The organism is Burkholderia sp. Bp9090 (assembly GCF_003857985.1).
In the GTDB taxonomy this organism is placed as follows: Bacteria; Pseudomonadota; Gammaproteobacteria; order Burkholderiales; family Burkholderiaceae; genus Burkholderia.
Genome location: NZ_QTPV01000036.1, coordinates 16,253 through 36,645 on the forward strand (window position 1 = coordinate 16,253; position 20,393 = coordinate 36,645).

General features: G+C 70.6%; 18 protein-coding genes. 7 read left to right on the forward strand and 11 right to left on the reverse strand.

Features of this window, described 5'->3' with window-relative positions; genetic code table 11:
* Positions 1-140: 140 nt before the first annotated feature.
* The 8 genes from DIE16_RS26580 to DIE16_RS26615 form a co-directional block, all read right to left on the reverse strand.
* Positions 141-1,679 (reverse strand): MFS transporter, encoded by a 1,539-nt coding sequence (locus DIE16_RS26580; RefSeq protein ID WP_124893712.1) that lies wholly within the window; start codon positions 1,677-1,679, stop codon positions 141-143.
* A gap of 4 nt (positions 1,680-1,683) precedes the next feature.
* A complete protein-coding gene (locus tag DIE16_RS26585; RefSeq protein ID WP_044848942.1) occupies positions 1,684-2,223 on the reverse strand; it encodes a GNAT family N-acetyltransferase in 540 nt (179 codons plus the stop codon).
* 70 nt (positions 2,224-2,293) lie between these two features.
* Entirely contained in the window at positions 2,294-3,178 is an 885-nt protein-coding gene (locus DIE16_RS26590) for an alpha/beta fold hydrolase (protein WP_044848943.1), read from the reverse strand.
* A complete protein-coding gene (locus DIE16_RS26595; protein WP_124523384.1) occupies positions 3,175-4,872 on the reverse strand; it encodes an ABC transporter ATP-binding protein in 1,698 nt (565 codons plus the stop codon). The genes DIE16_RS26590 and DIE16_RS26595 overlap by 4 nt, the downstream gene beginning before the upstream one ends.
* Complete coding sequence (locus DIE16_RS26600) at positions 4,869-5,699, reverse strand: ABC transporter permease (RefSeq protein WP_124523385.1); 831 nt, start codon at positions 5,697-5,699, stop codon at positions 4,869-4,871. Before DIE16_RS26600 ends, DIE16_RS26595 begins: the two co-directional genes overlap by 4 nt.
* A complete protein-coding gene (locus DIE16_RS26605) occupies positions 5,696-6,697 on the reverse strand; it encodes an ABC transporter permease (protein ID WP_124523387.1) in 1,002 nt (333 codons plus the stop codon). The genes DIE16_RS26600 and DIE16_RS26605 overlap by 4 nt, the downstream gene beginning before the upstream one ends.
* A 4-nt stretch (positions 6,698-6,701) precedes the next feature.
* Entirely contained in the window at positions 6,702-8,330 is a 1,629-nt protein-coding gene (locus tag DIE16_RS26610; RefSeq protein WP_260427921.1) for an ABC transporter substrate-binding protein, read from the reverse strand.
* Positions 8,330-9,571: an SfnB family sulfur acquisition oxidoreductase gene (locus DIE16_RS26615; RefSeq protein WP_124893713.1), complete on the reverse strand. Its 1,242-nt coding sequence runs from the start codon at positions 9,569-9,571 to the stop codon at positions 8,330-8,332. The genes DIE16_RS26610 and DIE16_RS26615 overlap by 1 nt, the downstream gene beginning before the upstream one ends.
* Here DIE16_RS26615 and DIE16_RS36745 point away from each other — a divergent pair.
* From DIE16_RS36745 to DIE16_RS26650, 7 genes are read left to right on the forward strand one after another with little or no spacing between them, the layout of a single operon-like run.
* Positions 9,570-9,950: a hypothetical protein gene (locus tag DIE16_RS36745; protein ID WP_185735518.1), complete on the forward strand. Its 381-nt coding sequence runs from the start codon at positions 9,570-9,572 to the stop codon at positions 9,948-9,950. The genes DIE16_RS26615 and DIE16_RS36745 overlap by 2 nt on opposite strands.
* 8 nt (positions 9,951-9,958) lie before the next feature.
* Complete coding sequence (locus DIE16_RS26625) at positions 9,959-12,292, forward strand: TonB-dependent receptor (protein ID WP_185735519.1); 2,334 nt, start codon at positions 9,959-9,961, stop codon at positions 12,290-12,292.
* Between the two features lie 13 nt (positions 12,293-12,305).
* On the forward strand, positions 12,306-13,679 hold the full coding sequence (locus tag DIE16_RS26630) for an LLM class flavin-dependent oxidoreductase (RefSeq protein WP_124523390.1): 1,374 nt from the start codon (positions 12,306-12,308) through the stop codon (positions 13,677-13,679).
* A complete protein-coding gene (locus DIE16_RS26635; RefSeq protein ID WP_124523391.1) occupies positions 13,676-14,698 on the forward strand; it encodes an LLM class flavin-dependent oxidoreductase in 1,023 nt (340 codons plus the stop codon). The genes DIE16_RS26630 and DIE16_RS26635 overlap by 4 nt, the downstream gene beginning before the upstream one ends.
* A complete protein-coding gene (locus DIE16_RS26640; protein WP_124523392.1) occupies positions 14,695-15,753 on the forward strand; it encodes an LLM class flavin-dependent oxidoreductase in 1,059 nt (352 codons plus the stop codon). Before DIE16_RS26635 ends, DIE16_RS26640 begins: the two co-directional genes overlap by 4 nt.
* Complete coding sequence (locus tag DIE16_RS26645) at positions 15,750-16,478, forward strand: LLM class flavin-dependent oxidoreductase (protein ID WP_124523393.1); 729 nt, start codon at positions 15,750-15,752, stop codon at positions 16,476-16,478. Before DIE16_RS26640 ends, DIE16_RS26645 begins: the two co-directional genes overlap by 4 nt.
* The gene (locus DIE16_RS26650; RefSeq protein WP_124489471.1) at positions 16,475-17,584 is read left to right on the forward strand and encodes an LLM class flavin-dependent oxidoreductase; all 1,110 of its coding nucleotides are present in this window, start codon (positions 16,475-16,477) and stop codon (positions 17,582-17,584) included. Before DIE16_RS26645 ends, DIE16_RS26650 begins: the two co-directional genes overlap by 4 nt.
* A 46-nt stretch (positions 17,585-17,630) precedes the next feature.
* Here the strand turns inward: DIE16_RS26650 and DIE16_RS26655 are convergent, their stop codons facing one another.
* The 3 genes from DIE16_RS26655 to DIE16_RS26665 all read right to left on the reverse strand — a co-directional run bounded on the left by DIE16_RS26655 (position 17,631) and on the right by DIE16_RS26665 (position 20,306).
* Positions 17,631-18,719: a sigma-54-dependent Fis family transcriptional regulator gene (locus tag DIE16_RS26655; RefSeq protein WP_124489472.1), complete on the reverse strand. Its 1,089-nt coding sequence runs from the start codon at positions 18,717-18,719 to the stop codon at positions 17,631-17,633.
* A 451-nt stretch (positions 18,720-19,170) separates the two neighbouring features.
* Positions 19,171-20,088 carry an AEC family transporter gene (locus DIE16_RS26660; protein ID WP_124667816.1) on the reverse strand — a complete coding sequence of 306 codons (918 nt, stop codon included), beginning with the start codon at positions 20,086-20,088 and terminating at the stop codon, positions 19,171-19,173.
* Positions 20,089-20,102: 14 nt separating this feature from the next.
* Positions 20,103-20,306 carry a hypothetical protein gene (locus DIE16_RS26665; RefSeq protein WP_124893716.1) on the reverse strand — a complete coding sequence of 68 codons (204 nt, stop codon included), beginning with the start codon at positions 20,304-20,306 and terminating at the stop codon, positions 20,103-20,105.
* Positions 20,307-20,393: the final 87 nt, after the last annotated feature.

Consider the following 20,393-nt stretch of genomic DNA (forward strand, 5'->3'; position numbering starts at 1 on the left):
ATCCTGCAATAGTGCGCGCGAACCGTGCGCGCTCAAACCAAGCATTTTCGAAAACGTTATTCACACAGATACACTTAATCAGGATTCCGTATCGTAAATTCGAAACCGCATGGCAAATGCGATTCGCCGCGCAATGCAATTCACCCGGCCGCGTCACGCGCGTGCCTGATCATCCAGTCCGCACACGCTGCCGCGAATGCGCCGGCCACCAGCAGCAATATCGGCACCGACACTTCGACGAACGCATCCCGGTATGCGGCCAGACCGGCCGAAGACGACGCCTGCACCAGGAATACGCCGGTTCCCCACGACATGCCGATCGAGCAGGCGAGCCGCTGCGACAACTGCAGAAACCCGGCAGCAAGCCCACGCCCCTGATCCTGGCCGATCTCCGCGAGCGTCATGGCCTGGTTCGGCGCATGGATCAGGCCGCTGGCGAACCCCTGCAGCAGGACGATCGCGGGATACGCGAACACGATCCAGCGAACCGCGAAGTACTCGGTCGCCAAACCTTGCGCGGCGACGGCGAGCGCATAACACGCGATTGCGCACACCGTCCCGGCACGGCCGAAGCGCCCGACGAATCGCCAGCTCCACATGGTCGCGGCGATCGAGGCCAGCGCGGCAGGAATCGACAGCGCGGCAAACAGCAGCGGATCGAGATGCAAGCCGTCGAGAAAGAACAAGGCACTGACCATCCCGAGGGTCACGCCCGCCGCGAACTGGCACATCGCCACGAGCGTGCCGAGGACGTACCCGCCCGACCCGAGCAGACCGCGCGACAGAATCGGCGTGCCGCCGCGCCGCTGATACGCCGCCTCCCACGCCAGAAACAGCGGCACCCCGGCCATCGCGACCACGAGACAAACGCGTCGCGGCGGTATGCCGGTGCCGCCGACCAGCGTGGCGAGCATCAGCGCGAGCGTGACCGCGGACAGCAGGGCCAGGCCGACCGGATCGATCGAAAACCGGGCGTCCGACAACCGGTGGCGCGGCAGATGCCGAAGCGCCAGATAGAACACGGCCATTCCGAACGGCGCATTGACGAGAAACAGCAGCCGCCAGCCGAGATCCGGCGGAACCGACGCAAGAATCAGCCCGCCGAGAATCGGACCGGCGAGCCCCGACAAACCGCCCGCCGACGCGTATCGCCCGAGTGCCCTGGCCTGCGCCGCGCCTTTGAACAGGTCCTGGATCAAGCCGAATATCTGCGTATTGATCATCCCCGCACCGAGCCCTTGCAGCACGCGCGCGACGATCACCGTGCGCGCGTCGTCCGCCAGTCCGCCCAGCACGCTGAAACCCGAAAACATCGCGAGCCCGACCAGAAACAGCAGGCGGCGCCCGATCACGTCGCCGAGCCGGCCTGCCGGGACGAGCGCGATGCCGAACGCAATGGAATAGACCGACGTGATCAGCTGTATTTCGGCTGTCGACGCATGCAGTTCACGCCTGAGCGTCGGCACCGCCAGCGTGAAGATCGCCTGATCGAGAAGCGTGGTGAAGCCCATCGCGACACAGATGCCCAGCACGATGTTCGCACGGGCGCCCGCGTCGGTCGGACCGCTTCCGGCAGCGCGCCGTCGCACCGCCCACCCGGTCGCGCCGGAGGGCCGGCCCAGGGTGACGGGTTTCGCCGGATCATCGCGCACGGACGCCTGCGGCTCGTCGTGAATCATCGATTCAGTCGGGGCTGGCCGGGTGCCGGGCCGGCAGCAGATATTTCTCGAACAACACGCCGGGCGGCGCGTCCTCGCCGAAATCGTGCGACGACAGCAGCGTATAGCCGGAGGACCGGTAAAGGCCCACCGCTTCGGGTTGCCGCGGCCCGGTGCCCAGATGCACGCGCGTGTAGCCTTGCCGGGCAGCCTGCGCCTCGAGCTCGGCCAGCACGCGCCGCGCGAGCCCCTGGCGGCGATGCGCGCGGCTGACCCAGATGCGCTTGAACTCCGCCGTCGCAGGGGTGTGATGGCGCATGAAGGCGCCGCCGGCGATGGCCTGCCCGTCCCTCAGCAGCAGCAGGAATGCGCCCTGCGGCGGCGCGAACGCTTCGCCCGGATAACGCACCAGCTCCTTGCCGAGTTCCTCTTCGGGAATATAGGCCGCGTAGCGGCTGCTGTACTCGTGCGCCAGCTCGTCGAAGAGCGGCCGGGTGAGCGGGTCCGTGGCGGACACGTAGACAAAACGATCATCCCGATCCAGCGAAGATCCGGTTTCAGACATCGACTGCCTCCTCACGAGCCGTTGCCCGGATGACGGGCCGGCTGCTGTTTCATGGTTCTTCGGCGGCCGCTCATCGCACGGGCGCCGCTTGCACGGTGCGCTCGAGCAGCGCACGCAATGCGGCGCCGACCGCATCCGGCCGCTCGAGCATCAGTTGATGGCCGCAGGCGGGCAGCACGCCGAACGACGCATTCGGCAATGCGTCGGCCAGCGCGCGCCCGCCGGCGGGCGGTGTCAGGCCGTCGCTGTCGCCTGCGAGCACGGCGACCGGCAAGTCGAGCGCGGCCAGCCGCGCCGCATCGGGCCACGGCGCGTCGCGCAGCACGGCCTGGAAGGTCGTCATCCGGTTGCGGCGCGCGACGCGCGACTCGTAAGCGACGAGCGCCGGGTCGGCCTGCGGATGCCATGCGAGCCGCCGGAAGCGCCGCGCGAACACCGGCTTGATCCATTCGAGCAGCCAGCCCGGCAACGCCGGCGGCCGCGTCACGGGGCGCGCGAGCTGCGTGCCGAGCAGCAGCGCACCGCTCGCTTCGTGCAGCCGCCCGAGGGCCGCCAGCCGCTCGAGCAAGGCGAGCGTGCTTCCCGTGCCGAGCGAATGGGCGACCAGCACGTTGTGCGCCCCCTTGTAGCGGTCGAACAGCGCGAGATAGTCGCGCAGGGTTTCGTCGCCGTGATAGGCGCCGCTTCGCGCGGGCGGCCGCGGACTGTCGCCGTGGCCGAGGAAATCCCATGCGACGAGTTCGTAGCCCGCATCGGCAAATGTGCGCCACTGCGCTCGCCACTGGTTTTTGTTGCCGCCGCCGCCGTGCGCGAAGAACAGCACCGTCCCCGCATGCGGCGAGCCGCGCGGCGCGGCGCGATGCGCGACGCTCAGCGTGCGCCCCGCGCGCACCTCGACCGGCACGCCGGCCACGACGGCGGAAGCCGCGACCGCGAAGTTCGAATCGGACGTCATGAGTGCTCCTCGTTGGTTCGATGGGCGTGCGCGCTGCCGTCCTGCGTGCCGGTCGCGCTCACGCGCGCCGGCAGCACCGGCATCGCGTCGAGCAACGCACGCGTGTACGAATGGCGCGCCGCGCCGAAAACCTGCGCGGTATCGCCCAGTTCGACGATGCGCCCGGCCTGCATCACCGCGATGCGGTCGCAGATCTGCGCGGCGACGCGCAAGTCGTGCGTGACGAACACGATCGCCATCGCGCGGCGTTTCTGCACCGACGCGAGCAGTTCGAGCACCTGCGCCTGCACCGACACGTCGAGCCCCGACACCATTTCGTCGGCCACGAGGATCGACGGATCGAGCGCCAGCGCACGTGCCAGGCTGATGCGCTGGCGCTGCCCGCCGGAGAATTCGTGCGGATACCGGTCGAGCGCATCCGGCGGCAAGCCGACCTGCGCGAGCAGCTCGGCCGCCCGCCGATACGCCGCGGCGCGTCCGACACCGTGCGCGAGCAGGCCGGTCGCGACGATCTGCGCGATCGTCTGACGCGTGTTCAGCGATGCGTACGGGTCCTGAAACACCATCTGGACGTCGCGACGCAGCGGCCGCAATGCGTGGTCGGCCAGGCGCGCGAGATCGTGCTCGCCGCGCAGCACGATGCGCCCCGCATCCACCCGCGCGAGCCGCACCAGTGCGCGCGCGAGCGTCGACTTCCCGGAACCCGATTCGCCGACGATGCCGAGCGTCTCGCCGGCATGCAGCGCGAAGCCGACGTCGACCAGCGCATCGACGCGGCGCCGGCCGCGCGCCGGCAGGAACGGCAACGCGCGGCGCGACGCGTAGTGCTTGCGCAGGCCCTGCACGTCCAGCAGCGGCACGCCGCCGCGGACGACGGCACGCGTTGCGACGCGACCGTGCGGCACGGCATCGAGCAGCGCGCGCGTATACGGATGGCGCGGCGCGCGCAGCACGTCGGCCGCGCGGCCGCTCTCGACCTGCTCGCCATCGCGCAACACCACGACGCGATCGGCGACGCGCGCGACCACGCCGAAGTCGTGCGTGATCAGCAGCACGCCGGTCCGTTTCGTACGGGCTGCCTGCTCGATCAGCGCCAGAATGCGCGCCTGCGTGGTGACGTCGAGCGCGGTGGTCGGCTCGTCCGCGATCAGCAGGGCCGGCTCGAGCGCGAGCGCCATCGCGATCAGCACGCGCTGACGCTGGCCGCCGGACAGCGCGTCGGGATACGCATGCCGCAGCCGCTCGGGCTCCGGCAGGCCGACGTCGCGCAACAGCGCCGTCACGCGTGCCGCGCGCGCCGCACCGTCGCCACGGCCGCTCAGCACGCGATGGACGCGCAGCACCTCGTCGACCTGCGCGCCGATCGTCATCAGCGGATTCAGCGCGGCGAGCGGTTCCTGGAAGATCATCGACACGTCGCGGCCGCGCACCGCGCGCCATTGCGCGTCGCTGCAGTGCGTGAGGTCCCGCCCGCGCAGCGCGATCCGCCCGGCCGCGTGCCGCACGCCGCGCGGCAGCAGGCCGGCGATCGCGGCCGCGAGCAGCGACTTGCCCGACCCGGACGCGCCGACCACGCACAGCACCTCGCCGGGCGCGACCGTCAGCGACACGTCGCGCACCGCGTCGCGTCGCTCCGCGCGGGCCGGCAACGCGAGCGTGAGCCGCTCGACCGACAACAGCGGCGCGCCGCTCATCGCCCCGGCTCCGCAAGCGCCGACGCGTGGCGCAACCCTTCGCCGACCCGGTTGATCGCGAGCGCGGTCGCGACGATCGCGAGCCCCGGCCAGATGCTCAGCCACCACGCGTCGCGCACCACGTTGCGCGCCGCGCCGATCATGAAGCCCCAGCTCATCTGCGACGGATCGCCGAGCCCGAGAAACGACAGCGCCGACTCGGTGAGGATCGCGGTCGCGACCATCAGCGCGGCCAGCACCGCGAGCGGCGGCCAGACGTGCGGCAGGATCTGGCGCCGCACGAGCGCGGCCGGCGACTCGCCGGCCAGCCGCGCCGCGAGGACGAACTCCCGTTGCGCGAGCCCGATGAATTCGCCGCGCACGAGCCGCGCGATCGCCGGCCACGACACGGCGGCGATCGCGACGATCGTCGATTCGAGCGACGCGCCGAGCACCGCCGCGATCGTGACCGCGACCGCGAATTGCGGCACGGTCTGGAACAGCGTCGTGAGCGCCATCAGCGCCCGGTCGACCCAGCCGCCGCACCAGCCCGCGAGCGCGCCGATCGATGCGCCGAGCACAAAGGTCGCGACGGTCGCCGCGAGCCCGACGAACAGCGACACGCGCGCACTCCACAGCAGCGCGACCAGCACGTCGCGCCCGAGCATGTCGGTGCCGAGCGGATGGCCGCCCTGCAGCGGCCGCAGCAACGGCTCGCCGGCCATGCGCCACGGCGACGGCAGCCACAGCGGCGCGCTCAGCGCGACGAGCGCGACGACGGCCAGAAACAGCGTGCCGGCCGCCGCGCCGCGCGCGCGCACGAAACGATGCACGAAGCGGCCCGTCATCGCGCGTCCCGCCAGCCGATGCGCGGATCGACGATCCCGTACAGCAGGTCGGTCAGCGCATTGAACAGCACCACGAGCGCCGCGACCACGGCGAGCAGCCCGAGCAGCACCGGATAGTCGCGCTGCAGCAGCGCGTCGTACATCAGCCCGCCGAGGCCGGGCCACGCGAACACGATTTCGGTCACGAGCGCGCCCCCCGCGAGCTGCCCGAGCTGCAGTCCGCCGAGCGTGACGACCGGCAACAGCGCGTTGCGCAGCACGTGGCGGATCATCACGCGCGGCTCGGACGCGCCCTTCGCGCGCGCGGTCCGCACGAACTCGCGTTCGATCACCTCGAGCATCGCGGCGCGCGTGAGCTGCACGTAGATCGCGCCGTACACGAGCCCGAGCGTCGTGGCCGGCAACACCAGGTGCGCGGCCACGTCGAGCGCGTGGCGCCCCCCCGTGTAGCCGGCGCCGACGCTTTCCATCCCGAACGACGGCAGCCAGCCGAGCACCACCGAGAACGCGATCACGCTCATCAGCGACAGCCAGAACAGCGGCGTCGCATAGACGATCACCGCGAGCGCGCCGATCGCGCGCGCGATGCGGCGCGCCCATGGGCCGCCGCGCGACTCGCCGTACGCGGCCACCGCACCCGCCGTCACGCCCGCGACGACCGACACGGCGAACGCGGCCGCCATCAGCAGCAGCGTCGCGGGCAGGCGCTCGGCGACGAGTTGCAGCACCGGCAGCTGGTTGCGGTACGAGAAGCCGAAGTCGACGTGCGCAAGATCGCGCAGATACAGCGCGAACTGCTCGACGAGCGGCCGGCTCAAGCCGAGCTGCGCGCGCAGCCGCTCGACGTACGCGGCATCGCCCGAGCCCGCGTCGCCGGCGAGCATCAGCGCGGGGTCGCCCGGCGCGAGCCGGACCAGGAAGAAGTTCACGACGAGCACGCCCAGCACGACCGCCAGGCCCCGGAGCACCGTCGACGTCAAACGCAGCGCCGTGTTCATCGCGTCATCCGATCCACGTGTCCTCGAGGCTGTCGTTCACGCTGGTGGCCGTGCGCAGCAGGTTGTGGACGTTGCGCCGGTACAGCGTCGGGTTGACCATCTCGAAGATGTTCGCGATCGCCGCGTCGTTCGCGAGCGTGGTCTGGAGCTGCGCGTAGCGCGCGCGGCGCGCGGCCGGATCGGTGTCCAGCGCGGCCGCGTCCCACAGCGCGTCGGCCTGCGGATTGCGGTAGCCCGCGACGTTGCCGAACGGCGAGCCCTTCGAGATGCCGTCGATCCGGTACAGCGGCGCGACGCCGAAATCCGGATCCGCGTTCTGGAACAGGAAGTTGTAGCTCAGGTCGAAATCCCAGTTCGCGACGCGCGCATACCAGCCGGCCGCATCGGTCGTCTGCACGCGCAGCCGGAAGCCGGCCTGGCCGAGCGCCTGCTGCGTGTATTCGGCCACGCGCTCCCACGCGCCGCCCTTCTCGCCGTTGACCAGCACGAGCGGAAACTTGCCGACGTCGACGCCCGACTGCCGGATCAGCGCGCGCGCCCGCTCCGGGTCGTACGCGAAGCGCGGCACGTTCGGATCGTAGAACGGCGACGACGACACGAACGGCCCGTTCGCGACCTTCCCGTAGCCGAAGAAGATCCGGTCGACGATGAACTGGCGATCGAGCGCGTGCAGCACGGCCTGACGCACGAGCACGTTGTCGAACGGCGGCTTGCGCTGGTTCAGTTCGAGAAAGGCCATCCCGGTGAACAGCTCCCAGCCCTGCGTCGTGATCGCGACGCCCGGCAGCTTCGCGAGCCGCGCGATGTCCGCGTAGTCGACGTCGCCCGCGCGCAGCGCGTGGATCTGCCCGCGCTCGAACGCGATCGAGCGCGCGGCCGCGTCGGGCACGACGTTGAATACGATCCCGTCGAGATACGGCAGCCCCTTCTTCCAGTAATCCGGATTGCGCGCGACGCGGATGTACGCGCCGCGCTTCCATTCGCGGAACACGAACGGGCCGGTGCCGACCGGATGCTGGTTCGCGGGATTGCTGCGCGGGTCCTTGCCCTGGTACAGATGGGCCGGCAGGATCGGCAGCAGTCCGCTGCCGAGCAGGTTGATCAGCCCCGCATACGGCTTCTTCAGGCGGATCGTCACCTGCAGCGGGCCGCTCGCGTCGATCGACGCGACGTACTTGTCGAACGTCACCTTCGTGCGCGGCAGCGCCTGCGGCGCGATTTCCTTCAGCGTGACCACCACGTCCTGCGCGCCGAACGGCTGCCCGTCGTGCCAGCGCACGCCCGGCTGCAGATCGAACGTCCAGGTCAGCGCGTCGGCCGACGCGCGCCAGCTGCGCGCGAGCACGGGCACCGCGCGCAGTTGCGGGTCGAAGCCGAGCAACCCCTGGAAGATCTTGCCGCCGACGTATTGCGACGCGACGTGCGGCGTCAGCGCGTTGACGAGCGACGGCGGCTCCGGCTGCGCGAACAGCGACAGCGTGCCGCCGCGCACCGGCGCCGCCGCGGCGTCGGCCGCGAACACGCGCGCCGCACCGCCGAGCCCGGCCGCGGCCCACGCGGCGGCGAGCGCATAGCGGCGCCGCGCCGGATCCTTCGGCACCCACGGCGATGGAGTCGAGAGCGTGTCGGTCATCACAGGTAACCGTGGCGCGGCGGGTTGACGTGGTTGAGCACGTAGTTGCCGATCGCGTGGTATTTCCAGCGCACCGGATCGTGCAGCGTATGGGTGCGCGCATTGCGCCAATGACGGTCGAGGTTGTATTCGCTCAGCACCGAGCGCGTGCCCGACAGTTCGAACAGCTTGTTGGTGGCGAGGATCGCGAGCTCGGTGCTCAGCACTTTCGCGGCTGCAACCTGCACCGATGCGTGCGCGACCTGCGCGTCGTCGAGTTCGGCCGGCAACGCGTCGAGCGCCGCGGCCGCACGGTCGAGCAGCGCTTCGGTCGCGAGCAGGCGGATCTGCACGTCGGCGACGTCGCGGATCACGTACGGATCATCCGACGCGCGCGCGATCCCGCTGTCGGCCCACGGCCGACTGCGCGTGCGCACGAACTCGAGCGTGTCGGCCAGCGCCGCGCGCGCGATGCCGACGTCGATGTTCGCGTGCAGGTACTGCGACACGGGGCCCGCGAGCGTCGGCCGCTCGAACGCGGCCTGGATCGACACCACGTCCTGCTCGTCGACCTCCACGCCCGCCAGCGTCAGCGTGCCGCTCGCCGTCGTGCGCTGCCCGAAGCCGCTCCAGTCGTCGACGATCTCGAGCCCCGGCCGGTCGCGCCCGACCAGCGCCTGCACGTAGCGGCCGTCGTCGTCGAGCGCGAGCACCGCGATCCAGTCGGCGAACAGCGCGCCCGTCGAATAGAACTTCTGGCCGTCGAGCACGAGCCGCCCGCCGCGCCGCGAGAGCCGCGTGCCGATCTCGAGCGCGTTCTTCGTCCCGCGCTCGGACGCCGCATGGCCGATCCGCGCACCGTCGAGCACGAGGCCGAAGAACTTGCGGCGCTGCGCGTCGTCGCCCGTCAGCCGGATCACGTCGAGCGCGTGGAAGTGATTCTTCGGCAGCTGGCCGATCGACGGGTCCGCCTGCGCGATGGTTCGCACGACCTCGCCGAGCGTCGCGAGCGACACGTCCGCGCCGCCGAACGCGCGCGGCACCGTGATGCCCCACAGCCCGCTGCCCGAGAACAGGTCGAGCTCCGCGAACGGCAGGCGCCGCTCGCGGTCGCGCAGCGCCGCGTCGCGCGACAGTTCGTCGGCGAGCCGGCGCGCGGTTTCGAGCGCGTGCGCGTCGTCGACGATGCGGCTCGCGGGTGGACGGGAGGACAGCGGGGACGGCGCGCTGGCCGGCGTGTCGGCGGACGTGAATGCGTTCATGAAGATCCTCGTGGACGGGTGCATGGCCTCCGTCGACAGCAAGCACCATGCCAATGCGGTCCCGTCGGCCTGTGCGGCCATCGCGCCGCCCGCGGCGCGCTGGATTTCCAGCGAGATGCCGCAAATGCAGCACGCCGCGCGATGCGCGACGGCGCTGCTGGAATTCCAGCAAAACGACTGGAACGCATGCGCGCGCGCTGCGTTGTCCGGCCGCTGCTTTCGGCCCCCATCCGTTGCGGGGCGTGCCCGAGCGCCCATTGGCACGCCTGTTGCAAAGCCCCGCTCACGCACTGCCGAGCCGCGGCGCCATCGACTCGATGCGCGGCACCGCGCCGGACCACACGCACAACAACGCTTCGATTTGGGGATAGACGGATGAAATACACGATGTTGAGCGCCTCCCTCGGCGCGTCGGCGCTGCTGGCCGCCGCGCCGGCGCTGCATGCGCAGCAGCAGCCGGCGGCCACCGCGGCGCCGATCGCCGCTTCGGCGGCCGCGGCGGCCCCGCTTGCACCGGCGGCATCGGCTGCACCGGCTGCATCCGGCGCGACGCACGCGAGCGGCAGCGCGCCGGTCGCGGAGGCCCAGCTGAAGGACGTGATCGTCACGGCCCAGCGGCGGCGGCAATCGGCGCAGCGCGTCGGCACGTCGATGTCGGTCATCTCGGGCAGCGACCTCAAGACGCTGAACGTCGAGACCGTCAACGACCTGCAGCATGCGACCGCGAGCGTCGAAGTCGAGCCCGCGTTCGGCGGCGGCCAGCCGCAGTTCCGGATTCGCGGCGTCGGCTTCAACGACTACACGTCGAACAACGCGTCGACGGTCGGCATCAACGTCGACGACGTCGCGTACGCGCTGCCGATCCAGACCCAGGGGCAACTGTTCGACATCGCGCGCGTCGAGGTGCTGCGCGGCCCGCAGGGCACGCTGTACGGCCGCAATACGACCGGCGGCACGGTGAACTTCATTACGAACCAGCCGACCCGCGATTTCGAAGCCGGCGCGAGCGTCGAATACGGCACGCACAACCTGCTGACGACCGAAGGCTACGTGTCCGGGCCGCTGAGCGACCGCGTGCGCGGCCGTTTCGCGTTCACGACACAGGACTTCGGCGCATGGCAGAACAACCGCGCGACCAACCAGACGCTCGGCAACCACGACAGCGCCGCCGCGCGCGCGCAGCTCGACTGGGACGTCGCGCGCGATTTCAAGCTGCACTTCGGCGCGCACGGCGGATTCGACAAGTCCGACAACACGGGGCTCTACCTGTTCTCGCCTTACACGTCGACCAAGACCGGCGAAGTGATCCCGGCCGACGCCGACCACACGAAGACGGGCTGGGGCGTGAGCCCCGCGTTTTCGCGCGTGACGGGCCTGTCGACCGACGCGAAGCCGGGGCGCGACAACGTGAACGGCGGCGTCGACCTGACCGCGACGTGGAACCTCGGCCCGGTCGAGCTGAAGAGCATCACCGCGTACAACTACCTGCACCGTCGCGAGTATTCGGACTGGGACGCGACGCGATACCACGATTCCGACGAATACTTCGACGACACCGTCAACGAAGTCACGCAGGAACTGCGCGCGTCGTCGCGCGGCGACACGCGGCTGCGCTGGGTCTCCGGCCTGTTCTACTCGCACGACGATCTCGACGAGAAGTTCTATTCCGACTTCAGCGACCGGCTCGGCTTCATCGCGCTCACGCGCTACCGGCAGTCGGTCGACACGCTCGGCGTCTACGGCCAGGCGACCTACGACATCACGAAACGCCTGCGCGGCATCGTCGGCTTGCGGCAGGAACACGAGAAGCGCGAACTGCGCGGCTTCGCGTCGGGCATGCTGACGCCGTCGTTCGTGCCGTTCGCGGGCTTCCGGGGCGGCGACGCGAACCAGTCGCTGACGTCGAACGGCACGTCGGGCAAGGTCGGCCTCGAATTCGACCTCGCACCGGCGACGATGCTTTACGCGACCGTCAGCCGCGGCTACAAGTCGGGCGGCTTCACCGCGCACAACACCGGCAATTCGAACGCGCTCGCGCCGTTCAAGCCCGAATCGCTGACCGCGTACGAGGTGGGCTTCAAGAGCGACCTCACGCGCTCGCTGCGCTGGAACGCGTCGGCGTTCCATTACGACTATCGCGACCAGCAGGTGCTGTCGGCCACCTTCGACCCGAACTCGCAATCGCTGATCGGCACGTTCGTCAACGCGCCGAAATCGCGCATCGACGGCTTCGAGACCGACCTGAAATGGCAGCCGGTGCGCGGGCTGGAAATCTCGCAGTACGTCGGCTACAAGAGCGGCAAGTACACGTCGCCGTTCGTCACGTACAACACGCAGGCGTCGGCGGCGAGCGGCCACAACGTGTTCACCGACTACAACGGCAGCGCGCTCAGCTTCCCGCGCCTGAGCTACGGCGGACAGGTCGCGTACAGCTGGCTCGCGGGCGGCTACCGGCTGCGCGCGGAGACGAATTACAGCTACCGCGACGCCTATTCGCAATTGCTGCTGCTCGGCCCGAACTACACGGTCGACAGTTACTGGCTCGTCAACGCGAGCCTGACCGTCACCTCGCCCGACCGGCACTGGGACGTCGCGCTGTGGGCGCGCAACCTGTTCAACCGCCAGTACGACCTGACGAAGAACTTCTTCCTGCCCGGCACGAACGTCGCCGCCGCGGGGCCGCCGCGCACCGTCGGCGTACGCGTGACCTACACGTATTGAGGAGTCCATCCGGATGACGCGCCGCACCGACACCCTGAAACTCAACGCGATGCTGAACGGCGGCGGCAGCCATGTGGTCGGCTGGCGCCATCCGCTCGCGCAGCCGAACGGCAACCGCGACTTCGCGCATTTCCGCCGGATGGCGCAGACGGCCGAGCGCGGCAAGCTCGATGCGCTGTTCGTCGCGGACGTGGTCGCGACGCAGGGCAGCCACATCGATTCCCTGCGCCGCAGCGCGCGCGCCGACACCTTCGAGCCGCTCACGCTGCTCGCCGCGCTGGCGGCCGTCACGCAACGTATCGGCCTGATCGCGACCGCGACGACGACCTACAACGCGCCGTACCACATCGCCCGCAAGTTCGCGTCGCTCGACCACCTGAGCGGCGGGCGCGCGGGGTGGAATCTCGTCACGTCGGTCGTGCCCGACGAAGCGGCGAACTTCGGCGCGACGCCGCACCTCGCGCACGCCGATCGCTACGCGCGCGCCGACGAATTCCAGCGCGTCGTGGCGGGGCTGTGGGACAGCTGGGAAGACGACGCGTTCATCGAGGACAAGGCCGCCGGCCTGCATTTCGATCACCGCAAGCTGCATGTGCTGGATCATCACGGGCCGAACTTCAGCGTGCGCGGCCCGCTGAACGTCGCGCGCGCGCCGCAGGGCCATCCGGTGCTCGTGCAGGCCGGTTCGTCGGAGGCGGGCCGCGAACTCGCGGCACGCTGCGCGGAAGTGATCTTCACCGCGCAGCACCGGCTCGACGACGCCCAGGCTTTCTATGCGGACGTCAAGGGCCGCCTCGCGCGTCACGGCCGCCGGCCGGAGCACCTGAAGATCCTGCCCGGCGTGATGCCGATCGTCGGCGCGACCGAGGCCGAAGCACGCGACAAGCTGCGCGCGTTGCAGGACCTGATCGATCCGGTGCTCGGGCTGCGGCTGCTCGCCGACAACGCGGGCGATTTCGACCTGTCCGGTTATCCGCTCGACGGACCGTTGCCCGAGCTGCCGCCGAGCAATCGCAGCAAGAGCCGGCAGCAGTTGATCGTCGATCTCGCGCGCCGCGAGAACCTGACGATCCGCCAGCTCTACGAGCGCTTTGCCAGCGCCGGTGTCGTCACCGGCACGCCGAAGACCATCGCCGATCGCTTCGAGGAATGGTTCCTGTCGTACGGCGCCGACGGGTTCAACGTCGCGTTCGCGTGGGTGCCCGGCGGCCTCGACGATTTCGTCGATCTCGTCGTGCCCGAACTGCAGCGGCGCCGGCTGTTCCGCACCGAGTACGAAGGCCCGACGCTGCGCGATCAGCTCGGCCTGCCGCGCCCGCCCTTCTTTCGGCGCCCGTCGTCGCTGCGCGGCGATACGGTCGAACCGGTCCGCGGTGGTGCCGCATGACGCGCCCGTTCCGACTCGGCGTGCTGACGCGCGTCTACGCGCCCGATTCGTCGCCGCGCGTGCTGCACGACACGCTCGCGCTGATCGAAGCGGCGGAAGCGCTCGGCTTCGACAGCGCGTGGGTGGCCCAGCACCATTTCGGCAGCGAAACGGGCCGGCTGCCGTCGCCGCTCGTGCTGCTGGCGGCCGCCGCGCGCCGCACGCGGCGCATCGCGCTCGGCACCGGCGTGATCGTGCTGCCGCTCGAAGCGGCGCTGCGCGTCGCGGAAGATGCGGCCGTGCTCGACGCGTTGGCCGACGGCCGCCTTCAGCTCGGTGTCGGCGCCGGCTTCGAGGCGGACGTGTTCGCCGCGTTCGGCCGCGATTTCGGTGCGCGCGCGGCGCTGCAGGCCGACGCGCTCGCGGCGTTGCGCCGGGCGCTGGATGGCGCGCCGCTCACCCCGGCCGGGGCGACGCTGCAACCGCCCGCGCCCACGTTGGCCGCGCGTGTCTGGCAAGCGACCGGCGATGCCGAAGCGGTCGCGCGCAACGGTCACGGGCTGATCGTCGCGCGCACGCGTCCGGAACAGGACGGCGAAGCAGTGCTCGTGGCGCGCTATCGCCGCGCGTGGTCCCATCCGGGCGCGCCCCGTGTCGCACTCGTGCGGGCGGTCGTGCCGGGCGCGGATGCGGCCGCCGTCGAAGCGACGATCGGCCCCGACATCCTGCGGTACGCCGCGCGGCTCGCCGCGGCCGGCGGCGCACCGGCGCCCGGGCCCGCCGACCTCCCCGCGCTGCTCGATCGCTTCGGTGTACTACGCGGTGCGCCTGCCGACATCGCGGCCGCGCTTCAGATCGATCCCGCGCTGGCCGGCGCAACCGAGCTGGTCGTGCAGGTGCAGACGGCCGGCACCTCGCAGCGCGACGCGCTGCACCGGCTCGAGACCGTCGCCGGCGCGATCGCGCCGGCGCTCGGCTGGAGGCCGGCCTCGGCAGGCCCCGAAGCCGCTTCGCTCACTTCCGATCCGATCCCGACATGACTCGATCGTCCAGACCCGCACCGGCCGAGCGCCGGCCGTTCAAGCTCGGTTTCCTCACGCACGTCCACGGCAGCGGCGACGCGCGCCGCGTCTACGCGGATCTCGAAACGCTGTTCGTCGCGGCCGAACAGCTCGGCTTCGACGGCGGATTCGTCGCGCAGCATCATTTCCGCGCGGAATACGGCCGGCTGCCGTCGCCGCTCGTGCTGCTGGCCGCCGTCGCGCAACGCACGCGCCGCATCGAACTCGGCACGGGAATCGTCACGCTGTCGCTCGAGGATCCGCTGCGGCTCGCCGAAGACGCGGCGGTGCTCGACGCGCTGGCGGGCGGCCGGCTGCAACTCGGTCTGGGCAGCGGCGGCGCGAATCTCGACGCGTTCGCCGCGTTCGGGCTCGACGTCGACACGCGGCAGGCGCGCTTCGCGACCGCGCTCGAACGTCTGCAGGATGCGCTCGCGGGCCGCCCGCTCGCGCACCCGGCCGCCGCCGACGCGCCGCCGCTCGTGCTGCAGCCCGCGGCGCCCGGCGTGCGCGCGCGCCTGTGGCATTCGCACGCGTCGCCCGACGGCGCGCGGTTCGCCGCACGGCACGGCAACGGCCTGCTGCTCGGCACCGCCGTGCACGATCCGCGCACCGTCCAGCTGCCGCTCGCGCACGCGTATCTCGACGCCTGGCGCGAACACGCACACGCCGGCGCGCCGGCACCGCGCATCGGCGTGGTGCGCGCGGTGTTTCCCGCACGCGACCGGCGCACCGCGCTCGCCGCGCTGGCGCCCGACGTCGTGCGCCATATTCCGTGGCTCGCCGCGAGCGGCCATCCCGACGTGACCGATCCCGAGCAGATCGTGCGGCTGCTGAACGTCCACTACGGGCATCCGGACGACGTGATCGAAAGCCTGCGCGGCGACCCGGCGCTGTTCCCGTTCGCCGACTATTTCCTGCCGGTCGTGCAATCGGAAAGCTCGTCGCTCGACGACGCGCTGGCGCGGCTGCGCGCGCTCGCGGAAACGATTGCGCCGGCGCTCGGCTGGCGGCCGGCGCACGCACCCGCATGAGCGCGCCGCGTCTGCTGCTGCGGCTCGACATCGGCTGCGACGACACACGCGCCGACCCGGCCGCCGACTGGATCGCGCTTGCCGAGGCCGGCGTCGCGGCCGGCTGCGACGCCGTGCTGCTGCCCGCGCGGGCCGGCGGACCCGACCCGTGGATGGCGGCCGCGGCGCTCGTCGATGCGCTGCCGGCGCTGCGCGTGATGGTCACGCTGCAGGCCGGTGCGATGCTGCCCGTCGCCGCTGCCCATCTCGCGCAAAGCCTGCAGTCGCTGAGCCGCGGCCGCGCGCTGCTCGCATGCGAAGCCGACGCGCAGGACGTCGACGCGACCGACCGGGCCATGCATCTGAACCGCGACCAGCGGCTCGCGCGCAGCGCCGAATTCCTGTCGCTCCTGCGCGCACTGTGGGCAACCGATTCGCCGCTGCAGTATCGCGGGGTCTACTATCGCGTCGAGCATGCCCGTTTGCCCGATCTCGCGGCGCAGCGGCCTGCCGTCTACTGGTCGGTCGCCGAGCGGCGCGAAATCGCGTTCGCCGCGTCGTGGTGCGACGGGCTGCTCGTACCCGCCAGCGCGCCGCCGGTGGCGGCGGCCGTCGAACGCGCGTATCGCGCGCGCGGCCTCGCGCCACCGCCGGCCGATGCGCTGCTCCGGCGCACGGTCGGGTTCGACGACGTGCGACGCGCGCGCGTCGCGCGTCGGGCAAGCCGCCGGCGAGGCGACGCATGAGCGTCGATTTCGCGTGGTTCCTGCCGACCAACGGCGACGGTCCGCATCTCGCCAACAGCGGCCTGCCGCGCCCGCCGAACTACATGCAGGACTATCGGCCGGCCACGCCCGAATACCTGCGCGGCGTCGCCTGCGCGGCGGAGGCCGCCGGCTTCGACAGCCTGCTGTTGCCGATGGCCGCGGGCTTCGAGGATCCGTGGCTCGTCAGTGCGCAGCTCGCGCGTGCAACGCACCGCATCGCGTTGATCGTGACATTCCGCCCGGGCCTCGAGCAGCCCGAACAGATCGCGCGCAAGGCGGCCACCCTGCAGCGCATGAGCGGCGCCCGCCTGCGCCTGTTCGCGGTCAACGGCTCGAGCGCTTACGACCAGCGTGCGCTCGGCGACTTTCTCGATCACGACGCGCGCTACCAGCGCACGTCCGAATGCCTGCGGATCCTGCGGCGTCTGTGGCAGGGCGCCGGCCACTCCGTCGCCGGGCGTTACTACATGCTGAACCCCGCGCATGCAGGCGTGCCGCTCGCGACCCCGCCGGCGCTCTACCTCGGCGGGGCGTCGACGCTTGCCGAACAGGTGGCCGCGAGCCAGGCCGATACGTACCTGCTGTGGGGCGAGCCGCCCGACGCCGTGCGCGAACGCATCGCGCGGCTGCGTGCACTGGCCGCGATGCACGGCCGCCGGCTGCGCTTCGGGCTGCGCGTGCACGTGATCGCGCGCCCGACCGAACGCGCCGCATGGGCGCGCGCCGACGAGTTGCTGAGCGAGATTTCCGACCAGACCTATGTCGACGCGCAGCGCAAGCTCGCCGCCTACGAATCGGTCGGCCAGCAACGCCAGACCGCGCTGAGCCGCGGCGCGCTGCGCTCGCTGCGCGAGCTGGAGGTATCTCCGAACCTGTGGGCCGGCGTCGGCCTGATTCGCGGCGGCGCCGGCACCGCGATCGTCGGCAGCTACGACCAGGTTGCCGCGCGCGTCCACGAATACCGGCAACTCGGCATCGATACCTTCCTGCTGTCGTCCTATCCGAACCTGGAGGAAGCGGCACGCGTGGGCGAGCACGTATTGCCGCGCGTGCGCACGCGGCTGGCACGCGCCAGCCTCTCTTGACGCGCCGGACGGCGAGCCGGCGACACCGCCCGACCGCCGCGACGCGTCAGTCGTCGAATGCGGATTCCGGGCGCGGCTCGCTGAGCAGCCCGTGGCGCGCGAGCAGCGTGCGCATCGTGTTGCGCGTGACACCGAGCAGCGCTGCCGTGCGCACCTGGCTGAACCGGCAATGCTCGAACGCCTCGCCGACGACCAGTTCCTCGATGTCGCGCAGCAGGCTTTCGCCGGGCGCGCGGAACAGGCGGCGCACGCCCGCGCGGATGTCGTCCTGCGGCAACGTCGCCGCGCCGGCGTCGGCTTGCGCATAGCCTGCGAGTGCCTCGGAGAACTTCAGGTGCTCCGGGCGGATCAGGTTGCCGTTCGACACGAGCAACGCCAGATGCATGACGTTTTCCAGCTCGCGGATATTGCCGGGCCACGGATACGCGTGCAGCGCCTGCACCGTGGCCTCGGACAGCATCGGCTGCGGCCGCTTCAGCTGCGCGCAATAGCGCCCGCGGAAATGCTCGGCGAGCGGCAGGATGTCCTGCGGCCGCTCGCGCAACGGCGGCAGCCGCACCCGGGCGAGATTGATCCGGTAGAACAGGTCCATCCGGAAATTGCCGGCCAGCACGGCCTGCTCGAGGTCGACGTTGGTCGCCGCGACGACGCGGACGTCGACCGGCCGCGCACGGGTCGCGCCCACGCGCGTCACCTCGCCCTCCTGCAGCACGCGCAGCAGCTTCGCCTGCAGCGGCGGCGCGAGATCGCCGATTTCGTCGAGAAAGATCGTGCCGCCGTTCGCTTCCTCGAAATAGCCGACGCGGCGCCCCTGCGCCCCCGTGAACGCGCCGGCCTCGTGGCCGAACAGTTCGCTCTCCGCGAGCTGCTGGCTGATCGCGCCGCAGTTGACCGCGATGAATGCGCCGGTGCGGCCGCTGACATGGTGGATATGGCGCGCGACCAACTCCTTGCCGGTGCCCGTCTCGCCGAGGATCAGCGCCGGCGCGGCGCTGGGTCCGATCTGCTCGACGAAGCGCAGGACCGCGCGCGAGGCGGGATCCGCGAACACGAGCGCCTTCGCGCGCACCGAGAGAGGGCGATGCTCGCTTTCCGGCAGCGAGATGAGCGGTGGAGAATCTGTAGGGTTGTTCATGATCCGGGCACGGGCGGACCGGTTGACGATACTGGCGTCCGCCTGAGGGTTTGATCTTAGTCAACCTCGGGCGCGCGCAAAATACCGATTGCTGTGATGCTTCGCTGCCGCGCGCAGATAACGAATCCCGTGCGGGTCGCGCAGCATGCTGTCCGATGCGTCTGGACATCGCCGGCCGGCTACCCCGCGTCCCTTCTGCCGACGAACCCCGCCTTCTCGCCGCTTCGCGCGGCGAGGCCGAACACGGAGCAAGGCCGATTCGCGCGTGCGGCCTGCCGACGCGCAACGCCCGCCGATTCGGAGGCGCTCCAGCTACGCTGCACTGAAGTGCCGTTCGAGCGGCCCGCGCGACCGGGCCGCAGCAAGTAGGCTCACCGGAAATGCGGAAGGCCGGTCAGGTTGAGCTGACCGGCCTTCCGCATTTCACCCCGCCACCGCGCGCGAATCCGGCTCAACCGTGAAACACGAGCAGCACCAACGGCATCGTGACGGCTGCTAGCGCCGTCTGTACCGTAATGATGCCGGCGGACAACCGGTGATCGCCGCCGAGCAGCTTCGCCATGATGTACGCAGACGGCGTGCACGGCAGTGAATTGAACAGCACGATCGTCGTGAGTGCCGGGCCGCGGATGCCCAGGCTGAAACCGATCCAGAAAGTCAGCAGCGGCACGAGCAGCAACTTGATCACCGACGACTGGAACACGGGGCCACGCGCCGCCTTCGCGGCCTTCACGTCGAGGCCCGCTCCCACCGCGAGCAACCCGAGCGGCAGCGACGCGGCGCCGAGAATCGACAGCACGCTCGATATCACCGCCGGCAGACCCAGCCCGCCGAGATTGAACGCGGCGCCGAGGACGACCGACATGATGACCGGATTCCTCAGCAGCGCGCCGCCGATCTGCCATGCCGACGGCGCGCCGCCACGACCGTGGCGCATCAGGACAATGATCGACGCGACGTTCAGCAGCGGTATCGCGACCGCGATGCTGATCGACGTGAGCGTCAGTCCGACGCTCCCGTACAACGCCGCGGCCGCGGCAACACCCACATACGTATTCGGCCGTAATGCCCCCTGGATCACCGACGAGAACACGGCCCCCGGCTGCCGGCTCCACGCTCGCCACGCATACAGCAGCATCGCGCTCGCGCCCACCGCACCGAGGATCGCGGTCGCGATCGGCCGCACCGGAAACTGCGTCAGATTGGCTTTCGCGACCTGGCTGAACATCAGCGCGGGAAACATGTAGTAGTAGTTCAGCGTTTCGCACGGCAGCCAGAATTCGTCCGGCAGCAGGCGACGCTGCCGCAGCACGAATCCCGCCAGGATCAGCACGAAGATCGGCGCCAGCGCGCCCAGGACGTTCTGCATCGGCTGCGCTCCCGTCACGCGAAGACCGGCGTCTTCGCATGCGCGCGCGCGCCACGGACGCCGACGAACGCGGTCATTGCGCGTCCATTCAGCGGCGCGCGGGCTCGCGTGAACAACAGGTGGCGCGCGACGGTCATGCCCGAACGACGCGATGCAAGAAGCCTTTCAGCGGGATTCCACAGCGTTCCGAGCGTCGCGATGATGGTGGTCTTCGACATTTTTCTGGTCCGATGAATTCGGTGCACAGAAATATGACAGAGCCGTGAAATTCCCAGAAAGAATAAAAAATTTGAAATCTAGATCGA